17 protein-coding genes are annotated in these 19615 nt (G+C 40.9%); 15 read left to right on the forward strand and 2 right to left on the reverse strand.

Going from position 1 to position 19615, the window contains the following annotated elements:
- Positions 1–51 precede the first annotated feature (51 nt).
- The 6 genes from MHI51_RS14830 (at position 52) to MHI51_RS14855 (ending at position 6047) form a co-directional block, all read left to right on the forward strand.
- Complete coding sequence (locus tag MHI51_RS14830) at positions 52–549, forward strand: RNA polymerase sigma factor (RefSeq protein WP_076217600.1); 498 nt, start codon at positions 52–54, stop codon at positions 547–549.
- A gap of 17 nt (positions 550–566) precedes the next feature.
- Positions 567–2048 (forward strand): DUF4179 domain-containing protein, encoded by a 1482-nt coding sequence (locus MHI51_RS14835; protein WP_405174002.1) that lies wholly within the window; start codon positions 567–569, stop codon positions 2046–2048.
- A 58-nt stretch (positions 2049–2106) separates the two neighbouring features.
- Positions 2107–2733 carry an HAD family hydrolase gene (locus tag MHI51_RS14840; protein ID WP_076303786.1) on the forward strand — a complete coding sequence of 209 codons (627 nt, stop codon included), beginning with the start codon at positions 2107–2109 and terminating at the stop codon, positions 2731–2733.
- 223 nt (positions 2734–2956) lie between these two features.
- On the forward strand, positions 2957–4324 hold the full coding sequence (gene nhaC / locus MHI51_RS14845; protein WP_405174003.1) for a Na+/H+ antiporter NhaC: 1368 nt from the start codon (positions 2957–2959) through the stop codon (positions 4322–4324).
- 94 nt (positions 4325–4418) lie between these two features.
- Positions 4419–5639: an enhanced intracellular survival protein Eis gene (gene eis, locus MHI51_RS14850; RefSeq protein WP_076217547.1), complete on the forward strand. Its 1221-nt coding sequence runs from the start codon at positions 4419–4421 to the stop codon at positions 5637–5639.
- A gap of 84 nt (positions 5640–5723) precedes the next feature.
- Positions 5724–6047 carry a hypothetical protein gene (locus MHI51_RS14855; RefSeq protein WP_076217548.1) on the forward strand — a complete coding sequence of 108 codons (324 nt, stop codon included), beginning with the start codon at positions 5724–5726 and terminating at the stop codon, positions 6045–6047.
- Positions 6048–6091: 44 nt separating this feature from the next.
- On the opposite strand, the gene MHI51_RS14860 is transcribed toward MHI51_RS14855, so the two are convergent.
- Positions 6092–6967 (reverse strand): deoxyribonuclease IV, encoded by an 876-nt coding sequence (locus tag MHI51_RS14860; RefSeq protein ID WP_076303784.1) that lies wholly within the window; start codon positions 6965–6967, stop codon positions 6092–6094.
- Positions 6968–7167: 200 nt separating this feature from the next.
- Positions 7168–8199, reverse strand: coding sequence for a M23 family metallopeptidase (locus MHI51_RS14865; RefSeq protein ID WP_341144294.1), 1032 nt, complete (start codon positions 8197–8199; stop codon positions 7168–7170).
- Between the two features lie 191 nt (positions 8200–8390).
- Here MHI51_RS14865 and MHI51_RS14870 point away from each other — a divergent pair, with 191 nt between their 5' ends.
- The 9 genes from MHI51_RS14870 to MHI51_RS14910 all read left to right on the forward strand — a co-directional run bounded on the left by MHI51_RS14870 (position 8391) and on the right by MHI51_RS14910 (position 19583).
- Entirely contained in the window at positions 8391–9146 is a 756-nt protein-coding gene (locus MHI51_RS14870; protein ID WP_076217551.1) for a response regulator transcription factor, read from the forward strand.
- Positions 9143–9580, forward strand: a complete 438-nt coding sequence (locus MHI51_RS14875) for a hypothetical protein (protein ID WP_405174004.1) — start codon at positions 9143–9145, stop codon at positions 9578–9580. Before MHI51_RS14870 ends, MHI51_RS14875 begins: the two co-directional genes overlap by 4 nt.
- 17 nt (positions 9581–9597) lie before the next feature.
- A complete protein-coding gene (locus MHI51_RS14880; RefSeq protein ID WP_405174005.1) occupies positions 9598–10893 on the forward strand; it encodes a sensor histidine kinase in 1296 nt (431 codons plus the stop codon).
- 195 nt (positions 10894–11088) lie between these two features.
- Positions 11089–11955 (forward strand): SDR family oxidoreductase, encoded by an 867-nt coding sequence (locus tag MHI51_RS14885; RefSeq protein WP_076184560.1) that lies wholly within the window; start codon positions 11089–11091, stop codon positions 11953–11955.
- 214 nt (positions 11956–12169) lie between these two features.
- Entirely contained in the window at positions 12170–12715 is a 546-nt protein-coding gene (locus MHI51_RS14890) for a CueP family metal-binding protein (RefSeq protein ID WP_076278438.1), read from the forward strand.
- Between the two features lie 414 nt (positions 12716–13129).
- Positions 13130–13642 (forward strand): DinB family protein, encoded by a 513-nt coding sequence (locus tag MHI51_RS14895; protein WP_076125721.1) that lies wholly within the window; start codon positions 13130–13132, stop codon positions 13640–13642.
- A gap of 279 nt (positions 13643–13921) precedes the next feature.
- Entirely contained in the window at positions 13922–14830 is a 909-nt protein-coding gene (locus tag MHI51_RS14900) for an NAD(P)/FAD-dependent oxidoreductase (RefSeq protein WP_405174006.1), read from the forward strand.
- A gap of 301 nt (positions 14831–15131) precedes the next feature.
- Positions 15132–16613, forward strand: a complete 1482-nt coding sequence (locus MHI51_RS14905) for an Lsa family ABC-F type ribosomal protection protein (protein WP_076217555.1) — start codon at positions 15132–15134, stop codon at positions 16611–16613.
- Positions 16614–16793: 180 nt separating this feature from the next.
- Complete coding sequence (locus tag MHI51_RS14910; protein WP_341002517.1) at positions 16794–19583, forward strand: glycoside hydrolase family 3 C-terminal domain-containing protein; 2790 nt, start codon at positions 16794–16796, stop codon at positions 19581–19583.
- Positions 19584–19615: the final 32 nt, after the last annotated feature.

Below are 19615 nucleotides of genomic sequence, written 5' to 3' on the forward strand. Positions count from 1 at the left end.
ATACCGACACTGACAAAAAAAGAGGGGGTGTGGTGAGTGGTGGATAGGACGATGGACGAGGTCAGAATGGTTGATTTTGCCCGAATGGATGAGGAAGTTTTCTTTAAACGCCTGTATGTGGAGCATCGGAAAATGTACACTGTCGCTTATAGTTATCTACGGACAGAAGCGGACGCGTTAGAAGTTGTACAAGAGGCTTCATGTCGAGCCTGGATGAAACGTAAGAAGCTTAAAGATGAACAGTCATTTACACCTTGGTTGATTCGAATTACGATCAATTGCTGTATGGATGAACTACGACTAAAAAAACGAGTGATTCCTACGGAGAAGCTGGCAGAGGTTGCAACTCAGGAAATGAAAAGTAACGACCGGATTGATCTGGAACGTGCTCTGAACCGATTAAAGCCCAAATATCGGCATGTGGTACTTCTTAAATATTACAATGACATGACTACAATCGAAATCGCAAAAGTGCTAAAAAAACCTGAAGGTACAATCAAAACCTGGTTACGCGAGGGACTTAAACAGCTTCGTAATGTGCTGAAGTGATATGGGAGGTGAACGGAGTGACAGATAAAGAAGATCGTATTTTGCAGAAAAATGTTGATGAAATGAATCAGAATACTGAAACTTTACAGGAAATGAAAATTTATAACGCGATGCGAAAGGGAATTATGGAAGGAAAAAAACGTGAGAAACGCCGCGTTTATACCGCAGGTTTGGGAGTGATCGCAGTTGCAGCCGCAGCCCTTTTATTTACATACTCTTCAATCGGGTTACCGGCCAAGGAAGTGGCTGAACCTTCAGTTCAAACCGCCAGCCCTAAAAATACAGATGATTTTGCAGCTTATCGTTCATTTTCAAGGTTAGAACCAGCGCTTGCTAGTGCTCTGGAAGAGAATCTCGTGATGCCGGTGGGTCAGAGCGCGGAAAACAAGGGGTACCGAGTGGATGTAACTGGTGCAGTAACAGATGGAAGGAAGGTGTATATTCTATACAGTGTTCAGAACAATACAGACAAAGAAGTTATACATGCGAATTTTGCGCTTCAATATGAAGGCATACAGGATTCGAATCTACATAAAGGTGCTGCACTAAGTATGCTTGCCAGCGATAACCGAATTCAACCAGGCCAGTCTAAGGATTTTATATACACTACTAGTCTTTCACCAACGGTTAAATATCCAAAGGAAGTAAACTATAATGTCATTCTCACTGAAACTTCAGATAAGGCGCTACAATCCAGTAGTAATAAGTACCGGACTAATCTGGATGTTGCTTTCGAACTTAATCCTGATATGCTCAAAGCACAGGAAAGAATTCTAAAAACGGATAAAACGCTGACAGTTGACGGGCAAAAGATTAAAGTGAATCTAGTGCAATATACACCGCTTAGTACCTATGTAGATTTGGAGTATGATCCGAACAATGATAAACAAATTTTCCAATTGATTAATCCAGTTCTGATTAGTACAAATGGGGGAGCTACCGAAAAATTATTTTACCCCGACATCATCAACTCTGACAATTCTGAAGTCTATTCGGACAACACCAAGTTTACACTGGTGTTCAGGAACAGCCAGAGCAGTCTAAACCGTCAGCCAGACACCGTTTCATTAAAAACCTTTGGTATCTCGGCAGTGGAAAAGAATAAAATGAAAATTGTTGTCGATCTCAATAAGCAGCAAATCATTGAAGCACCGGGAAGTGGCCTTGAGCTTGTTGTTCCAACGCAAGAGAATTATGCAGATGAAGGAGAGATCTTGTTGCGGCATACAATTACTGATGCCGAATATTTAAAATACTACACTAGACTTGCTGAGACTTTTACTGATGCGGAAGGAAATGTGCATAAAAGAGCAATCAAAACAACTTCGGCAGGAAACTTCGGTGGCTACATGACTTCAAAGGAGGGTACAGCCGTGGATGAAATGCGTTATACTTTTGGAAAGGGAGCGAAAGATTATCCTCAACCCCTAACGATTACGCTAGAGAAATATATTAATCCGATTATGGATACGCAAGCCGTAGAGTTATTTTCTAAGTAATAGATTAAGCTTAACGATTAATAATCTTGTATTTGTTGTAATCCTATAGGAGGTAGTTATGCGTAAATATAACACTGTAATCTTTGATGTGGATGGAACCTTAATTGATACAGAAATCGCTGTTCTGAGTTCTCTGCAAAAGATGTTAAAGGTGGATCATAACAGAGAGTATGAATTGTCAGAGCTCTATTTTGTGTTAGGTATTCCCGGTTCAGCTTCATTACCACAACTTGGGATCGAAGATATTCATGAGGGCAATGAGAGATGGAATGTTTTCATGAAAGATTTCTATGATACTATTAACATCTTTGACGGAATTGTAGATGTAATGAGTTCATTACAGTCAAAAGAGATCGTTCAAGGAATTGTGACTTCCAAGACAAGAGATGAGCTGAATGACGATTTCGTTCCATTTGGCTTAACTAAATATTTATCATATACCGTTATCGCAGAAGATACAGCAAAGCATAAGCCACATCCAGACCCCTTGCTAGAATTTATTAGAGTATCAAAAGCAAACCCTGAATCATCTATTTACATAGGGGACACGATCTATGATTATGAATGTGCAAGAGATGCTGGTGTCGATTTTGGATTAGCTTTATGGGGATGCAAGCAGCATGAGCATATTCCCGCGAAATATAAATTTGAAACTCCGCAGGATATTTTAAAGCTGCAATTGTAAAGTGAATAGGGTGAATATATAGCAGAGCGGCATTTTGCCCTCTGTTTTTTTAATGGAAAAACCTTCATTGTATGTTCTTAACATTGACTCTTCTCTATCTTATCGTTAATATTACCTCTGTGCTTCATTGCCCAAAAGCCTAAAAGCTTAAAAGCTTAAAAGTAAGGAAGCGCCGCAATCTCCGAATTTTATCCCAATCACAATGTTAAGGAGCACTATCGTTATGGACCGTCAGCTTAGTTTTTCAAAAAGTATGATTATCATCGCTTTTATTTTCGCACTTCTTTTTGTATCTATTTTCCTATTGAAAGCAGAACCTCATATCCCTCTTCTCGCAACCACAGTTGGCACAGCAGTCTTATTGGGTTTATTTGGCGTGTCATGGAAAGATATTGAGGCAGCTATCATTAAAGGCATCCAAACAGCTATAATGCCCATTCTTATCCTCATGCTAATCGGAATATTGATCGCTGTATGGATGATGAGTGGTACGGTGCCTACACTTTTATTTTATGGTATGGATTATATTAATCCGAACTACTTTGCAGTAAGCGCGTTATATGTCACAATTGTCGTCTCTATGTTTACTGGAAGCTCATTCACCACCGTTAGCACGATCGGCGTAGCTTTGATGGGTATTGCTTTGACGACAGGGATTTCTCCAACACTTGCTGCTGGAGCGATCATTTGCGGAGCTTGTTTTGGTGATAAAATGTCACCTTTATCTGATACTACAAATTTTGCACCTGCAGTGGTAGGTATATCCTTGTTCACACATATTCGTAATATGATGTACACAACGATTCCGGCGCTTATTATAACTACTGTCTTTTTCTTGTTCGCACCAAAAGCCGATGCGATTGATTTATCGTCGATTCAGGGGATTAAGTTTGCTCTACAAGATGGATTTCATATCCACTGGTTAACGTTGATCTCACCACTTGCCGTTATTATTTGCTCAATCAAACGAATCCCAATCCTTCCTACACTGATGGTTGGCATTGTTACTGGTCTTCTGGTGACCGCTATTATTCAGCAGCAGGCAGAAATCGGTGTCTGGTTCAGTGTGATGCAGAATGGATACGAAAGTACTATTGCCAATGAAACCGTTGCTTCTATCGTTAACCGAGGTGGAATGCAATCAATGATGAGTTCCATTTCACTTATCTTGATTGCTTTATCATTAGGCGGACTAATACAACATTGTGGTGTCATAGAGGCTTTTTTTCGCAAAATCATTCAACCCCTCAAACGTAAAAGCAGTATCGTGCTTATGAGCGGCGCATCATCCATTGCGGTTAATGGGATGACTGGTGAACAGTATCTTTCTATTTTGTTGCCTGGTCAAATGTTCAAAGATGAATATAATCGCCGAGGCATTCCAGCAAAGACACTATCCCGTACGTTAGAGGATTGTGGAACCCTTGTTAATCCTTTAATTCCTTGGGGAGTTAGCGGTGCTTTTTTCGCTGCTACACTAGGTGTGCCGGTAATTGAATATATACCTTATGCCACCCTTCTGTGGTTAAGCCCATTCATCACGTTTGCGTATGCTTTGATCCCGAAGCTGCAAAAGAACTCGTTAGGCTAACCTTCTCTGAAAGAATGTATTTATTGAACGGATATAAAGAATAATAAGAGTGATTTCTGATTTATATCTGGGGAATTCAGCGGGGGTATTGCTAGTGAGTCGCAATAAGTTGCAGGATAGAATCAGGTTAGCAAATGTCGAGACTAAACATGCAGAGCAATTTAATAATTTATTACGTTATGTATTTCAAGTGACGAATCGTGATTTACAAATCTTTGGTTGGGAAAATCGTGAAATCACCCAAGCGAAGCTGCCAGTTCTAAAGTATGCTGATGTGGTCGGTTGGTTTGATGGTGATAAATTGATTTCACAGTTAGCAGTATACCCATTTCAAGTAAATATTTTTGGGCGAATTTATGAGATGGGTGGCCTGACGGGTGTTGGAACCTATCCCGAATATGCTAATTTAGGTTTAATGAATAAGCTGATGTTGCATGCATTAACTAAAATGCGGGGCCGCAAGCAATCAATTTCTTATCTATTTCCGTATTCTATTCCGTATTATAGGCGGAAAGGCTGGGAGATCATTACCGATAAAATCTCATTTGAAGTTCCGGATACCCAGCTGCCGAAAACTAAAAAAGTTCCTGGGAACGTGGAGCGGGTAACTATTGAACATCCAGATATCAAGGAGATATATGATCAGTTCTCCATGCAGCATCATGGAGCTATGCTTCGAAATAAGTTGGCTTGGGAAGAATATTTACGCTGGGATCTGGATGAAATGACAGTGGGCATCTACTATAACAATGAAGATTTGCCCACAGGGTATTTGTTGTATTGGGTTGCTGAGGAGATCTTTTACATCAAAGAAATGGTATATATTAACGAAGAAGCTCGCGTGGGATTATGGAACTTTATAAGTGCACATTTTTCGATGATTACTCTTGTCAAAGGGGATATTTATAAAGGGGAGCCGCTTTCCTTCGTTTTAGATGATGGTGACATCAAGGAAACCATTGCTCCTTATTTTATGGCCCGGATAGTGGATGTGCAATTATTTATCGAACAGTATCCGTTTAAAAAACAGGATAAAGATGGTTGCCTTATCTTCACCTTGAGTGATCCGATGCTGGAATGGAACCGGGGTACATTTACGCTTAATGTGGATAAAGATGGAACAGGTGTTTTGCACGCAGGAGGGACTAACCCTTCCTTGTTGATTGACATTCCTACTTTAACCGCGATGTTAATGGGCTATAAGCGACCTACCTATTTGGCTAGGATCGGTCGGATCCAGGCAGATGAAGCTACAGTTCAATTCCTGGAAGGGTTAATCAGGCCAGAACATCCTTATTTCTCTGATTATTTTTAAAAAGCATACTCTAATGAGTGTGCTTTTTTGTTCTTTTATAGTAGAATTGATTCTCGGCAACACTAAATGATATGGGGTGTAAGAATGGCGATTAATTTCACCAAACCAATGATCCAAAGGTTAGAACAAGAAATCATAGAGGTAGAGAGCAAGCTCAAAAACGTGAAGAACAAAAAAGAAAAATCCAAATTCAAAATTAATCAATTAGAACAGGATATGAAATTTAGCAAGTCTCACACAGATTTGAGCAGTAAAATGACGCGAATCAAAAAGCTTAACGATGAGATTAAGAACATGAATCGACTGCAAGCTGATCTTTCCAAAGAATTAACAGCAAAGAAAAACTCGTTAAAAAAACTCCAGGTAAATGGAATCGCACCTACTACAATTGATTCCACAAAAGGATAGTCGATCATGGCTGCACAGATGAAAAACCGCGTAATTGGCGGTTTTTATTTTTTTACCAGCTCATCTGTTTCTCCCCTTAACAAGGAAATCTCATGCTTATAGGGTGCGTTTACATATTTCTTTTCACCGATGGAGGGAGTCTCTAGGAGTTTGGGAATGGTTGATAGTTGTGGATGGTGGACCACATATCTTAGCGCCTGAAGGCCGATATATCCGTGCCCTATATTTTCGTGCCTGTCTTTATGTGAGCCCATAATATTCTTTGAATCATTGACGTGAATTACCTTTAGTCGCTCTATTCCGATCAATCGATCAAATTTATCCAATATGCCATCAAAATCTTCTTTTACGTTATAACCGGCATCATGGATATGGCAAGTATCCAAACAAATTGATAGGCGCTCATTATGGGTCACTCCATCAATAATAGCTGCAAGTTCTTCAAAAGAGACTCCACATTCACTACCTTTTCCAGCCATAGTTTCTAATGAAACCTGAACATTTCGTTTATCTGTTAGCACTTCGTTTAAGCCTTCCACGATCCGAGAGATTCCAGCTTGAGAGCCAGCACCAACATGGGAGCCAGGATGTAGGACGATTTGGGTTGAACCCAAAGCTTCTGTTCTTATGATTTCTGATTGAAGAAACTCTATACTATGCTCAAAGACCTGTGCCGAAAGTGTATTTCCTAAGTTAACAATAAATGGAGCGTGTACAATAATATTAGAAATACCGTTATCTCTCATATGAGCATGTCCTGCTTCAATATTCAAAGCTTCAATGGGTTTGCGGCGTGTATTTTGTGGGGCTCCGGTATAAAAAAGGAAGGTGGTCGCTCCATAAGAGGCTGCCTCTTCACTAGCTCGAAGGAGCATTTTTGTTCCGGTCATAGACACATGAGAGCCTAGGAGTAAAGACATCGGGGTTGACACTTCCTTTCCTCTGAAAAGAGAGCCATATTTAGTCACTATATATCCTATATGTCTATTATTATTTGTGAATTACCCGGATTATATGTATTGGTATTACAAGAAAGTAGGATGTTTTTTAGGGAAGATCAAGGTTGTCTCATCTGATTTATTATTTATGAGAGACAACCTTAGCGACCCGGAATTTAGCGCTAATTAGCGGCGGAAATAGTCTCACCTTGAATTGGTTTTAAATTTTTCTCCCATTTAACTCTGATTGCCCGGGAAGTGAATAGATCAGCTCCATCTGAGATTTGGAAGTGTAGATGGGCCTCGCTCGTATTACCAGAATTACCTATTAAGCCAATAACTTCACCTTTTTCGACTTTATCCCCCGGTTTTACAGTAACTGACCCTTGTTTGAGATGCGCCAAATGACTATATTCCCCGCCATGATCAATGACAACGATATTTCCGGTAGCTTGATTCGGATTCATGACCCCAACTGGCTCATTGTCTTTAATGTCATTCACGACCGATACAACGGTGCCGTCCGCTGGAGCGAGAATGTTTTTGCCAAAGGCATAATAGCTTTCATTTTTTAGTGGATCTCCTGTATAGGAATAGTTATCTTTGGTTTGTATAAAATCGTAAGCGTACCGCTGGATTTCTAACTCATAATGATAATTCACAAGCACATTTTCACCACCCCAAAATACATACCAATCTCCCTCAAACGGCAGTGCGTATTCATGTTTGCTTAGTACATTGTCGGTTTCAGGAGAAGGGGTAAGCTCTTGAACTTGAATTAATGTAATCGTCCCATCCGGATCAAACATCCCGACAAGCCCCTTATTGCCAGCATCACTAACCCATGTGCGTCGATCAAATCCATTAAGCTGCATGGTCGATGCCTTTTCCAATGCATGGATACCCTTAGTGAATTCTTTTCCTGTCTCTGTTAATTCAGCTTCACTTATTTCATCTTTTAAAGGCTGATTAAAGCGGGCATACAACTCCTTGTACTTCCCGTCCAGTAGAATCTTTGATAGTTCATCTGGAGCAAATCCGCTCAGAATGGCAGCTGTGGCCGGGCTTGTTGTCTGCTCCGCCTTTTCAGTAGTCGGCACATCTGCATTCTCTCCTCCACAGGCAGCCATTAATAAAGACAATGACCCTACAGCCAAGGCAGTTCTTGTATTCAAAATAACTTTATGAATGATTTTTTTAGGTTTTTTGTTCATATATATCGCCTCCCAGTATTACGATTGTAGCAGTCTATCCTTAGCTCTTCTGAAATTCTATATTAACACTTACATAATTTACTAGCTGTTTAATGAATACGAATTAAGCTTCCGTTAAGATTAGTAAGATTGCTAGCCAAAAAAATCATGCTATGATGTTAAAAACGTCTATTGTGAAAGGGAAAATTTATATGAATGAGGCTTCAATTTTATTGGTTGATGATGAGGTATCGCTTTTAGACATTATGGAGACAGTGCTGCGTAAGGAAGGCTACGCCAATATAGATACAGTGCAAACAGGTGAAGAAGCAGTAAGTGCCTGTGAATCCAAAAAATATGATTTAATTGTGCTGGATGTAATGCTGCCCGGACGAAGTGGTATCGAAATCTGCCCTTTTATCCGTCAGACGACGGATGCCCCTATTCTTTTTCTGACTGCTCGAACGTCTGATTTCGATAAATTAACGGGATTTGCTATAGGCGGAGATGATTATATTACCAAGCCCTTTAACCCGCTTGAAGTGGTGGCTCGTATAAGAGCACAATTGCGGAGATATTTTGCTTCTGCTAACCAACAGGCTACTGGCAAGAGTGTAGAAATAGTCCCCAATAAATCTGCAAATGTATATGATTACGGAAGGTTTAAGCTAGATGAGACAGCGGGAGAACTCCTGGTAGAGGGTCAGTCTGTTGCTTGTCCGGCACTTGTATTTCAACTGCTGGTCTTCTTATGCAAACATCCCAATCAGATTTTCAGCAAAAGTGAGTTATATGAGAAAGTATGGGGCGATGAAGCACTGAGCGATGATAATACGGTCATGGTTCATATTCATCGAATTAGAGAACGTATCGAAGCAGACCCGTCCGATCCAAAATTTATTGTTAACGTTAGGGGTCTTGGTTATAAGCTGGTGAAGGTAGACCGCCAGGAGTTGTCCATGCCATGAATATCAAACGTCGGTTAACGTTAAGGTTCGTTCTACAGCTAGCAATTACGGGAATGGTTGTTCTCGCTATTGCAGCAGTAACGTTTACTTGGATGCTGTTGCGTTTTCTCGATATCAGTATTACGCGTGATTTTGCTAATGTTGGCTTAGAGCAACTGGTTGAATCCTCCAAAATTGATGAGAAGGGCATTCAATTTTCCCCGAGCTTGCTGGAGCAAGTGAAGAAGAATAAGGGCTGGCTGCAAAATATCGATGAAAATGGAAAAGTTGAAAGTGCCTACAACACTCCAAAAGATGTCCCAATTCAATATGGACCGGGTGAAGTAGTCGCCTATTGGACAGGGACTCAGCCTTTCCGTATACTCTGGCTGTATGGATTCAAGAGAAAAATGGGAGACAATTCACACTTCTTTATGGCGCGCCAAATATACTAGATCCTCTGTTAAAAAAAATGAGCGATGGTACATTTGATGCAGTAGATGGAGATCTGGTTCTGCCTGATTCGATTGAAAGAGAAATTAAATCATCACAGGCTTTTGTTCAACTCATCGATTCATCGGGTACGGAGCTGCTCTCCTATAATAGGCCAAAGATGATTCCCACCAAGTACTCAGTGCCAGAGCTAGCACTACGCACTCTCTACAGTGAACGTTACGGCTATCATGTCCGATCTTCTTTTGATAAACAAACGGGCCAAACATGGATCGTTGGACAACCGAACGTAAAGGGTGCAGATACAGGACAAAAGGTATGGGTACCTGAAGAGGTTAAAATTGTCATTAAAGGCTCATTAGCAATGCTCGCGGCTTTATTGCTTGCATTTATATTGCTATCTTTATGGCAAGCTCATAGGTTTGGAGCGCCAATGCTGCATATGCTTGTATGGCTCGATTCTATTGGAAATGCCATATATACAGAGCCTTTGGACCGTAAAGGAAATCGTCGTAGTCGAACACACGTAGGTAAATGGAGGCGAAGATACCGGGTTTTTTCTGATGTAATGGTCTCCATAGAGAAATTATCTGCTAATTTGCAGAGAGATCAGGCGTTGCGGCAACAAACAGAGAATTTGAGGGAAGAATGGATCGCAGGTGTTACACATGATTTAAAAACTCCTTTATCTTCTATAACTGGTTATGCTCATTTACTGGCGGAGCCTTCGTATGATTGGTCGAAAGAGGAAGTTCGCAAGTTTACAAGGACGATGCTGGATAAATCAGCCCATATGGACATGCTGATCAGTGATCTTGCCATGACCTATCGGCTAAAAACAGGGATCAAGCCACCAGAGCTGATGGAAGTGGAATTGAACTCTTGGTTACATCAAACCCTTGATCAAGCTGCTGCAAATCCCGAATACGGGAAGCAGCGAATTATATTTGTGCCGGCACCAAACGAAGTAAGGGCCCGATTGTATACTCCATGGCTAGAGCGGGTTGTGAACAATTTGACTGCGAATGCTTTACTTCATAACCCCTCGGATACGATTTTAACGGTTTCGCTTACTATGAATGATTTGGACAGTGGATTTACTATTCAATTCTCCGATGATGGCGATGGAATGGATGAAGTCACACTTAACCGATTATTTGAACGTTATTATCGAGGAACGGACACGGTATCTAGCTCCAACGGATCCGGCCTTGGCATGGCGATCTCCAAGGGATTAATCGAATGTATGGAGGGCAGAATTGCTGTTGAGAGTAGCCCTGGACAAGGGACCATTATTAAGTTGAGTTGGAGCTAATCATAGAACCAGCGTTTTTCCTAACGGAAATGACGGTGGTTTTTTTGTTCTGAATATAATTTTTTAATTCTCCTGTTTATTATCCAGCCAGAGTTGGGATCATAAATAAGTTGACATCCAAACTGATTGTAACTACAATAGTTACAGGTAGTGGTTAAAATAAATTTATCATCCTAATTTGAGGAGGAAGTAAAAATGAAAATAGCAATAACAGGAGCAACAGGTCAATTCGGATCATTGGTGATAGAAGCTTTACTTAAAACTGTACCTGCAGGTGATCTTGTAGTTAGTGTGCGGAACCCAGAAAAAGCAAGTGATCTTCAGGCACGTGGAGTGGAAGTCCGTCATGGTGATTTTGATCAACCTGAGACGCTGGAATCAGCATTTGCCGGTGTGGATCGATTATTAATTGTATCTGCAGATGGTGATAATGAAACCCGGATTCGTCAACATAAAGCAGCTGTTGCTGCTGCGGAAAAAGCAGGCGTCGGCTTCATTGCCTACACAAGTGTAGGACAAGCAGACAAGAGTGAGCTATTTCTTGCTGAAGTTCACCGCATCACCGAAGAAGCTATTCGCGCAACAGGCATTCCTTACAGCTTCCTCCGTAATAACTGGTATTTGGAGAATGAGATCGGCTCCATTCAAGGTGCTCTAGCAGGTGCCCCATGGGTGACTTCAGCAGGGAATGGTAAAGTTGGCTGGGCTACACGCGGAGATTATGCAGAAGCTGCAGCAAATGTTCTGACAGGTGACGGACATGAGAACACAGTGTATGAATTGTCTGGCAACCCTTTAACACAAGAGGAATTGACTGAGATCATAGGCAGTGTAATCGGTAAAGAAATCAAAGTAATCCAGGTTGACGACGAGGCTTATGCCAAGACCATGTCGGAGGTGGGTGTCCCAGAAGCTGCGCTTCCAATAGTTGTAGCTATACAACGTGGGATTCGTGAAGGTTGGCTTAATATTGAAAGTAGCGATTTAGAGAAACTGCTGAAACGTTCAGCTACTCCTCTTGCGGATGTCATTCGTGTTATGGTCGGTAATTTACAAGCATAATAATATAAAAGATAAAAGGCTTCCTCGAGGTTGAAAAACCAGTGAGGAGGCCTTTTTTTCTGTGTTGATAGAGGATGAATCAAATACATAACTTTTCACTATTTTGCCTTGTTCATAATTGTGTTAGTTTAGTCTAACTAGTTATACTAAAAGAAATGGAAGATACTTTGAGTGAGTACATAATCTGGCGAATAAGCGAAGGAGATGATTACAAATGAAAAGAAATATCTTGGTGGTATCGGGAGCGGCGGTTGTTGCATTAGGTGCGTATTTGTTATTGGGAGGTATCGATAAGGATACGCCTTCAGCACAAGATACAACCGACATTAAGCAATTAGTGCAAGAATATAGTTCAAGCAGTCTGGAAAACCTGTCCGCGTCTATCACTTCTGAGCAACTTATTGTAACCGATAGTAACAATAAAGAGAAAACTTACGACTTGCCTAAAGATGAGTTTTTTGTTTCTATAGCTCCATATGTGGAGAATACGCATCCTTGCGCAACACATAGCTTGACTGGCTGCCAAGGTGAATTAACGGATGATGAGTTTAAAGTATATATCGAAGACAGCGAAGGCAATGTGATTGTGGATCAAGAAATGAAATCGCTATCTAACGGATTTATTGATCTTTGGTTGCCCCGGGACAAACAATATAACGTAACCATTGAGCAGGACGGAAAAACAGCAAAATCTGAGCTTTCCACTTTTAAGAGTGATAATACATGTGTTACAACTATGCAATTGGCAGAAAGTATCTAAAAAGTTGCAGAGAGAAGACTTGAAAAGCGAATGCTCAGCAGGATGTTTCTTAAGCGATGTCGAAGTCGTTATTGATAATCCAATTAGATCTTCCTTCTGATGTATTCTGTATTGGACTTTCGCCAAATGTCCATCGTATCGGACTCCATTGCAGCTATTTTAAATTTTCGCGGCATTTCTCAAGCTTGTCGGACTGCATAGCTCTTATTGGCTTGAAATGGCGCAGAATTGGAGTGTATTTAGGGAAATAACTGCATCTGGGTCCGATAACCTCGTGAAATGTCATAAATCTACGAAATAAGTGCACCTCGGTCCGATCCACCGGAGAGTTAGAAAGTGTTTGGGTAAAAGGAATCCAAACTATCACACGAATGATCAAAAGAAATTGCTTTACAGAAGAGAGGAGAGAGATGAATGGTTAAAGAGCTGATCATTGGGGATGTTTTGCAAGAGCTGGCTGGTACACGTCGGATACTGGAGAAGCTGCCTCAGGAGAATATGACATGGAAACCACACTCTAAGTCAATGAGCCTGGGTGGGCTGGCCACACACCTCGTTAATCTTCTGAGCTGGCAATCCGCAATTCTACTTTACTCGGAGTTTGATTTGGCATCTGTGGCATATCGACGAGAAGCACTGGAGAGTCCCGACGCGGTTCTACAAGAGTTCGACCTGAAAGCTCGTGAGATTGAGGAATTAATTACTGCAAGCAATGTGGAGATGCTCGGCGCGGAGTGGACCTTGCGGAACGGGGAGCAGATCATCCGTCGTCAGACACGGGCAGCTGCGCTTCGTACCATCGGATTGAATCATATGGTTCACCACCGGGCGCAGCTTGGAGTTTATCTGCGGCTGCTTGACGTGCCGGTACCTGGTCTTTACGGACCCTCGGCTGATGATTTAGAATTAGCAAACGGTGAAGGTTGATAAGTGAGGAAGCCCTGCACTGCCAAGTAAGTTCAACATATAGCTCTTACCTGATATATTGGAGTATTAAGTTACCTCCAAACATAAGGTAATGGGCTTATTTACTTTTTTCTAGTATTACACTAAATAAAACTCACGGAGGATCGGAAAGTTTGGGTTGACACTTTAGCTGAATTAGAGATATTATAGATTCATTAAGTCTATGGTGTGGCAAATATTTTTTTGGTTTAATAATAGACAAAAAGAGTCTTTAATATCTGCATATAGGAGATGATTCATATGATTTACGATTGCATTATTGTTGGTGGTGGACCCGCAGGCTTGAACGCAGCCCTTGTTCTTGGTAGGGCAAGAAGAAAAATAGCTTTAATTGATAATAATCAGCCAAGGAATGCTGTTACCCATGCATCACATGGTTTTATTACAAGAGACGGGGTTACACCAGCCGAGTTTCGTCGCATTGCGTATGAGGAGGTACTACGTTATCCGTCTGTTGAGCATATCCAGACTGAGATTATTTCGATTAACAAAATTGATTCTGGATTTGCGGTACATGATTCGTTTGGTCGTCACATTGAAGCTCGCAGATTGATTTTGGCGACTGGGTTAAAAGAGGTCCTTCCTGAGATAGAGGGCTTACGACCATTATACGGAAAAAGTCTGTTTAATTGCCCGTATTGTGACGGCTGGGAACTACGAGATCAACCCCTTGTCGTTGTTTGCGAAAATCCACATGTTTTTCATATGGCTAAAATGCTGCTCAATTGGAGTAAAGATTTGGTTATCTGCACGAATGGCAAGACATTCCTTTCAGATGAACAGAAAAAAAGTCTTGAGGCTAAGGGAGTTGTAGTCAATGAACAAACAGTTTCCTCTTTTATGGGTCATGACGGGCAACTTCAGGCGGTTCGCTTTGCAGATGGTACTGAGATCTTAAGAACGGGAGGGTTTATTTCTCCGAATTTGATCCAAACGGCATCAATCGTAGACCATTTGACTGTAAAGCGGAATGATTCTGGTGGGTTTAGCACGGATGGTGCGGGGAGAACCTCGATTCCAGGATTATATTCGGCTGGAGATGTTTCTTATTTTATGCCTTCTCAGTTAGTGTTTGCCGCGGCTGACGGGAGTCGGACAGCTATGAGTGTAAATATGGATCTTATAGAAGAAGAATTTGAACTTTTTTAACGAATTATGGGTAGGAAGTTGAAAATAATAAATATGCATGATAACATAATTACAAATTAATGATCGGAGTTGAAAAGTATAGTGTAGTAATTATTCTTGCGTCCCATGATGAATAAAACAACAACAATGGTTTATTTCGTTTGTTTTATTCTTTGTATGCAAGAAAGTTACTACTTCTTTTCACTCGAAAATATATCCATATCTAACTCCATTTGGGGCTGGATTTGCTGTATTTATTTGAGTCACAAGAAAGTAACTTTCTTGTGGCTTTTATTTTGTTAAAATACAGGAGGATTATTTTATGTCATTAATAAATGTCACAAATCTAACCTTTGCCTATGAAGGCAGCTACGATAACATATTTGAGAACGTAAACTTTCAAATCGATACCGATTGGAAATTAGGTTTCACAGGGAGAAATGGTCGAGGAAAGACTACATTTCTTAGCTTATTGCTTGGAAAGCATGAATACAGCGGTAATATTTCTGCTCATGTCAGCTTTGAATATTTCCCCTTTCAGGTGAATAACAAGGAGCTTAACACCATAGATGTGATCAGCGAGATTTTTCCGGATTATATTCATTGGAAGTTAATGCGTGAGCTTTCTTTGCTAAAGGTTTCTGAGGATGTGTTATATCGTCCCTTTGATTCATTGTCTAACGGAGAGCAAACGAAAGTGCTGTTAGCCACATTATTCATTAAGGAAAATAGCTTCCTGTTGATTGATGAACCTACAAATCATTTGGATATGACGGCAAGAAAGCTTGTCAGTGATTACCTCAATACGAAAAGTGGATATATTCTGGTCTCTCACGACAGATCCTTTCTTGATAATTGTGTGGACCACATCTTGTCAATTAACAAAACCAATATAGAGATTCAAAAGGGCAATTTTTCTAGCTGGTGGGAGAATAAAGTCAGACAAGATAACTTTGAGATAGCGGAAGACGAAAAACTTAGAAGAGATATCAAACGCTTGTCAGCCTCATCTAAACGAACAGGTAACTGGTCACATGAGGTGGAAAAAACTAAAAATGGAACTAGAAATTCTGGATCTAAGTTAGATAAAGGTTATGTTGGACACAAGGCCGCTAAAATGATGAAACGCTCTAAAGCCATCGAGCAGAGACAGCAATCTGCCATCAACGAAAAGTCTAAGCTTCTTAAAAACATCGAAAATTCTGAGAACTTAGAGATTACGCAGCTTGCTTATCATAAACGTCATCTTGCGGAGCTGGACAATGTTTCGGTTTTTTACAGAGAGAAAAGGGTATGTTCAGAAGTAAGCTTTACCATTGAGCAGGGGGAGAGAATTGCACTCTCGGGTAAAAATGGTTCCGGCAAATCAAGTATCATCAAATTGATCTGCGATGAGGAGATAGATTATACCGGCACCTTCACTAAGGATAGCCAGCTTATCATTTCCTACGTATCACAAGACACTTCAGATCTACGGGGCGATTTAACAGATTATGCTAGAGAGAATGGGATAGATGAAAGTCTTTTTAAATCTATTCTGCGAAAGCTTGATTTCTCCAGAATTCAATTTGATAAGGATATATCCACTTACAGTGGCGGCCAAAAGAAAAAAGTCCTGATCGCCAAAAGTCTTAGTGAAAAAGCTCATTTGTATATTTGGGATGAACCGCTTAATTTTATTGATGTTATTTCACGTATGCAAATTGAGGAGCTATTGCTTGAATATACACCAACACTCGTTTTTGTGGAGCATGATCGCGAATTTTGCCATAATGTTGCCACGAAGATCATTGAACTTAGCTGATATTTTTAACACCGATTGAAAATTTCCAACTCTAACAGACCAATATTATTATATTAATAAAGATAATTATTATATATATTACAGTTATCCAATGTACTATAATGGTATAGTTAAACTTTATGATATGTAATTGATGCCTAAAGAAACAACCTATAGAATTGAACAACAGGAGGAAACAAGTTGAGTACACAGAGTGTGGGAATTCCATTAGAAGGTTTTGCAGAATTTAGCCGGACGGTAGCAGCAGAAGGTGCGGTACTGTTGAAGAATGATCATCAGGTGCTTCCGCTTGCTGAAAGTGATAATGTTGCTGTTTTTGGCAGAACTCAAGTGAATTATTATCGCAGTGGTACTGGTTCGGGCGGTAGTGTTCATGTTACTTATACGACCAACCTGCTGGGCGGTCTTCGCAGTAAAAAGAACCTTACGGTCAACGAAGATTTGGCAGCAGTATATGAGAAGTGGATTGAGCAAAATCCGTTTGATAATGGTGGCGGCGTTTGGGCTGCAGAGCCATGGAACCAGAAGGAAATGCTTTTATCCGACGAATTGGTAGCTGAGGCTAGAAGTAAATCGAACAAAGCAATCATTGTAATCGGACGTACAGCAGGAGAAGATCAGGATAATGTCGATGGTTCAGGAAGCTACCAACTAACAGCTGATGAAAAAGCGATGCTGAAGCAGGTAACTACATATTTTGAGCAAACGATTGTTGTACTGAACGTCTCTAATATTATTGATATGAGCTGGCTGAACGATGAAAGCTATAAAAATCCGATTTCGTCTGTCATCTACTCTTGGCAGGGGGGAATGGAAGGTGGTAATGCAATTGCGGACGTGCTGGCTGGAGAAGTAACTCCAAGCGGAAAATTAACAGACACGATCGCATATTCCATCAACGATTACCCGTCAACACACAACTACGGTAATGAATTTACAAACCTTTATCAGGAAGATATCTATGTTGGTTATCGTTATTTCGAGACATTTTGCCCAGAAAAGGTTCAATATGAATTTGGTTATGGAATATCGTATACCACGTTTAAGCTCGAGTTAGAAGAAGCTAAACTTATTTACAAAGCTGGCGAACTTAATGTTGAAGTCGGCGTAACCGTAACTAATACAGGAACTACCTTTGCAGGAAAAGAGGTTGTTCAGGTCTATTATGAAGCTCCACAAGGAAAATTGGGACAGCCTGCTAAAGCTTTGGCAGCCTTCGCAAAAACAGAAGTCCTTCAGCCAGGCGAAGCACAACGTCTTACCGTGAGTTTCCCTGTTCATTCAATGGCTTCCTATGATGATGCTGGTGTGTCAGGGCATGCTTCCGCTTATGTGCTAGAAGAAGGCACGTACCGCATATTTGTGGGAACGAGTGTTAAAAAAGTGGAGGAAGTCAAGGTTGAAGGGAATAGCGGCTATGTCGTGGAAACTCTTCAAGTTGTGGAACAGTTACAAGAAGCTCTTGCACCCACGCAAAGCTTTACAAGAATGCAACCTGGTGTTCAAAAATCAGACGGTTCATATGAACTTGTTTATGCAGAGGTTCCAACACGCAAGATTTCGTTAGCAGAACGGATCGAGAGCAATCTACCAACAACGATCTCCCAGACAGGCAATCAAGGGCATAAATTAAGAGATGTATTTGAACAAAAAGTTAGTATGGAAGCTTTTATTGCCCAGCTTAGTGACGATGATTTGGCTGCCATTGTACGGGGTGAAGGTATGAGCAGCCCATTGGTTACACCGGGTACAGCTTCTGCATTTGGAGGAGTAAGTGATAGTCTATATAACTTAGGAATCCCTGTTGCATGTACGGCAGATGGTCCTTCAGGAATTCGTATGGATAGTGGAGCAAAAGCGACTCAGGTTGCGATCGGAACGCTTCTTGCAGCTACTTGGAATGCCGCATTAGTCGAAGAGCTGTATGTGTTAGAAGGACAAGAGTTGGTACGAAACAACATAGACACCTTGCTTGGACCAGGTCTAAATATTCGTCGCAGCCCGCTTAATGGCCGCAACTTTGAGTATTTTTCTGAAGATCCTTTGATCTCTGGGGTGTTTGCGGCTGCATGTACACGTGGGATTATGAAAGGTGGCTCTAATGCCACGCTGAAGCATTTTGCCTGCAATAATCAGGAGAAACATCGCAGTAAAGTGGACGCTGTTGTGTCGGAACGTGCGCTTCGCGAGATTTATTTGAAAGGTTTTGAAATTGCAGTGAAGCAGGGTGGAGCGAATTCAATTATGACCTCCTATAACCCTGTTAATGGACATTGGGCCGCTTCAAATTACGATTTGAACACTACAATTCTCCGCGGAGAATGGGGCTTCAAAGGTATTGTCATGACAGACTGGTGGGCCATCATGAATGATGTCGTTAATGGTGGAGCTGCAGACCGGAAATTTACAAATTGGATGGTCCGTGCACAAAATGACCTGTACATGGTTGTAGCTAACTATGGCGCCGAAATTAATGGATGGAATGACAACACCATTGAATCCTTGGAAAATGGATCTTTGACTAGAGGAGAGCTGCAACGTTCTGCAATGAATATTTGTGAGTTCATCATACATGCTCCAGTATTCTCGAGAAAACAGCAAATTGTTGAAACAGTTGAGTCCTTTAAGGCTAATCCTTCACTTACTGCAGAACAAGTACAATCCTTATCTCAAAATCCACAGGTTAAGCCAGCCGTTGAAGGATCGACTTTCTTTGAAGTTGGCCAAGCTGGACAATATCGGATCCTCGTGCATATCATGTCAACAGAACCTGAGCTGGCTCAAAGTGCATGCAATGTTAATTTGAATGATCAATTGATGACAACCATTCAAACCAACGGGACAGAAGGTCAATGGATTAGACAAAAGCTTGTGAAAGTAGAACTCGAAGCAGGTCTTTATGAAATGAAACTGGAATTCATTAAACCAGGTTTACAGATCGACTGGATCGAATTTAATAAAGTTGACTAAGTAGCTCTAAATATAAGTTAAAGGAAAAACCC

The sequence above is a fragment of the Paenibacillus sp. FSL H8-0260 genome (assembly GCF_045040625.1).
In the GTDB taxonomy this organism is placed as follows: Bacteria; Bacillota; Bacilli; order Paenibacillales; family Paenibacillaceae; genus Paenibacillus_AQ; species Paenibacillus_AQ odorifer.

What these genes read in the sequence shown, in the direction of transcription:
- MHI51_RS14830 (WP_076217600.1), top strand. Translation starts at nt 52, where the DNA reads ATGGACGAGGTCAGAATGGTTGATTTTGCCCGAATGGATGAGGAAGTT.
- MHI51_RS14840 (WP_076303786.1), top strand. Translation starts at nt 2,107, where the DNA reads ATGCGTAAATATAACACTGTAATCTTTGATGTGGATGGAACCTTAATT.
- nhaC (WP_405174003.1), top strand. Translation starts at nt 2,957, where the DNA reads ATGGACCGTCAGCTTAGTTTTTCAAAAAGTATGATTATCATCGCTTTT.
- MHI51_RS14855 (WP_076217548.1), top strand. Translation starts at nt 5,724, where the DNA reads ATGGCGATTAATTTCACCAAACCAATGATCCAAAGGTTAGAACAAGAA.
- MHI51_RS14860 (WP_076303784.1), bottom strand. Translation starts at nt 6,967, where the DNA reads ATGTCTTTACTCCTAGGCTCTCATGTGTCTATGACCGGAACAAAAATG.
- MHI51_RS14865 (WP_341144294.1), bottom strand. Translation starts at nt 8,199, where the DNA reads ATGAACAAAAAACCTAAAAAAATCATTCATAAAGTTATTTTGAATACA.
- MHI51_RS14870 (WP_076217551.1), top strand. Translation starts at nt 8,391, where the DNA reads ATGAATGAGGCTTCAATTTTATTGGTTGATGATGAGGTATCGCTTTTA.
- MHI51_RS14875 (WP_405174004.1), top strand. Translation starts at nt 9,143, where the DNA reads ATGAATATCAAACGTCGGTTAACGTTAAGGTTCGTTCTACAGCTAGCA.
- MHI51_RS14880 (WP_405174005.1), top strand. Translation starts at nt 9,598, where the DNA reads ATGAGCGATGGTACATTTGATGCAGTAGATGGAGATCTGGTTCTGCCT.
- MHI51_RS14885 (WP_076184560.1), top strand. Translation starts at nt 11,089, where the DNA reads ATGAAAATAGCAATAACAGGAGCAACAGGTCAATTCGGATCATTGGTG.
- MHI51_RS14890 (WP_076278438.1), top strand. Translation starts at nt 12,170, where the DNA reads ATGAAAAGAAATATCTTGGTGGTATCGGGAGCGGCGGTTGTTGCATTA.
- MHI51_RS14895 (WP_076125721.1), top strand. Translation starts at nt 13,130, where the DNA reads ATGGTTAAAGAGCTGATCATTGGGGATGTTTTGCAAGAGCTGGCTGGT.
- MHI51_RS14900 (WP_405174006.1), top strand. Translation starts at nt 13,922, where the DNA reads ATGATTTACGATTGCATTATTGTTGGTGGTGGACCCGCAGGCTTGAAC.
- MHI51_RS14905 (WP_076217555.1), top strand. Translation starts at nt 15,132, where the DNA reads ATGTCATTAATAAATGTCACAAATCTAACCTTTGCCTATGAAGGCAGC.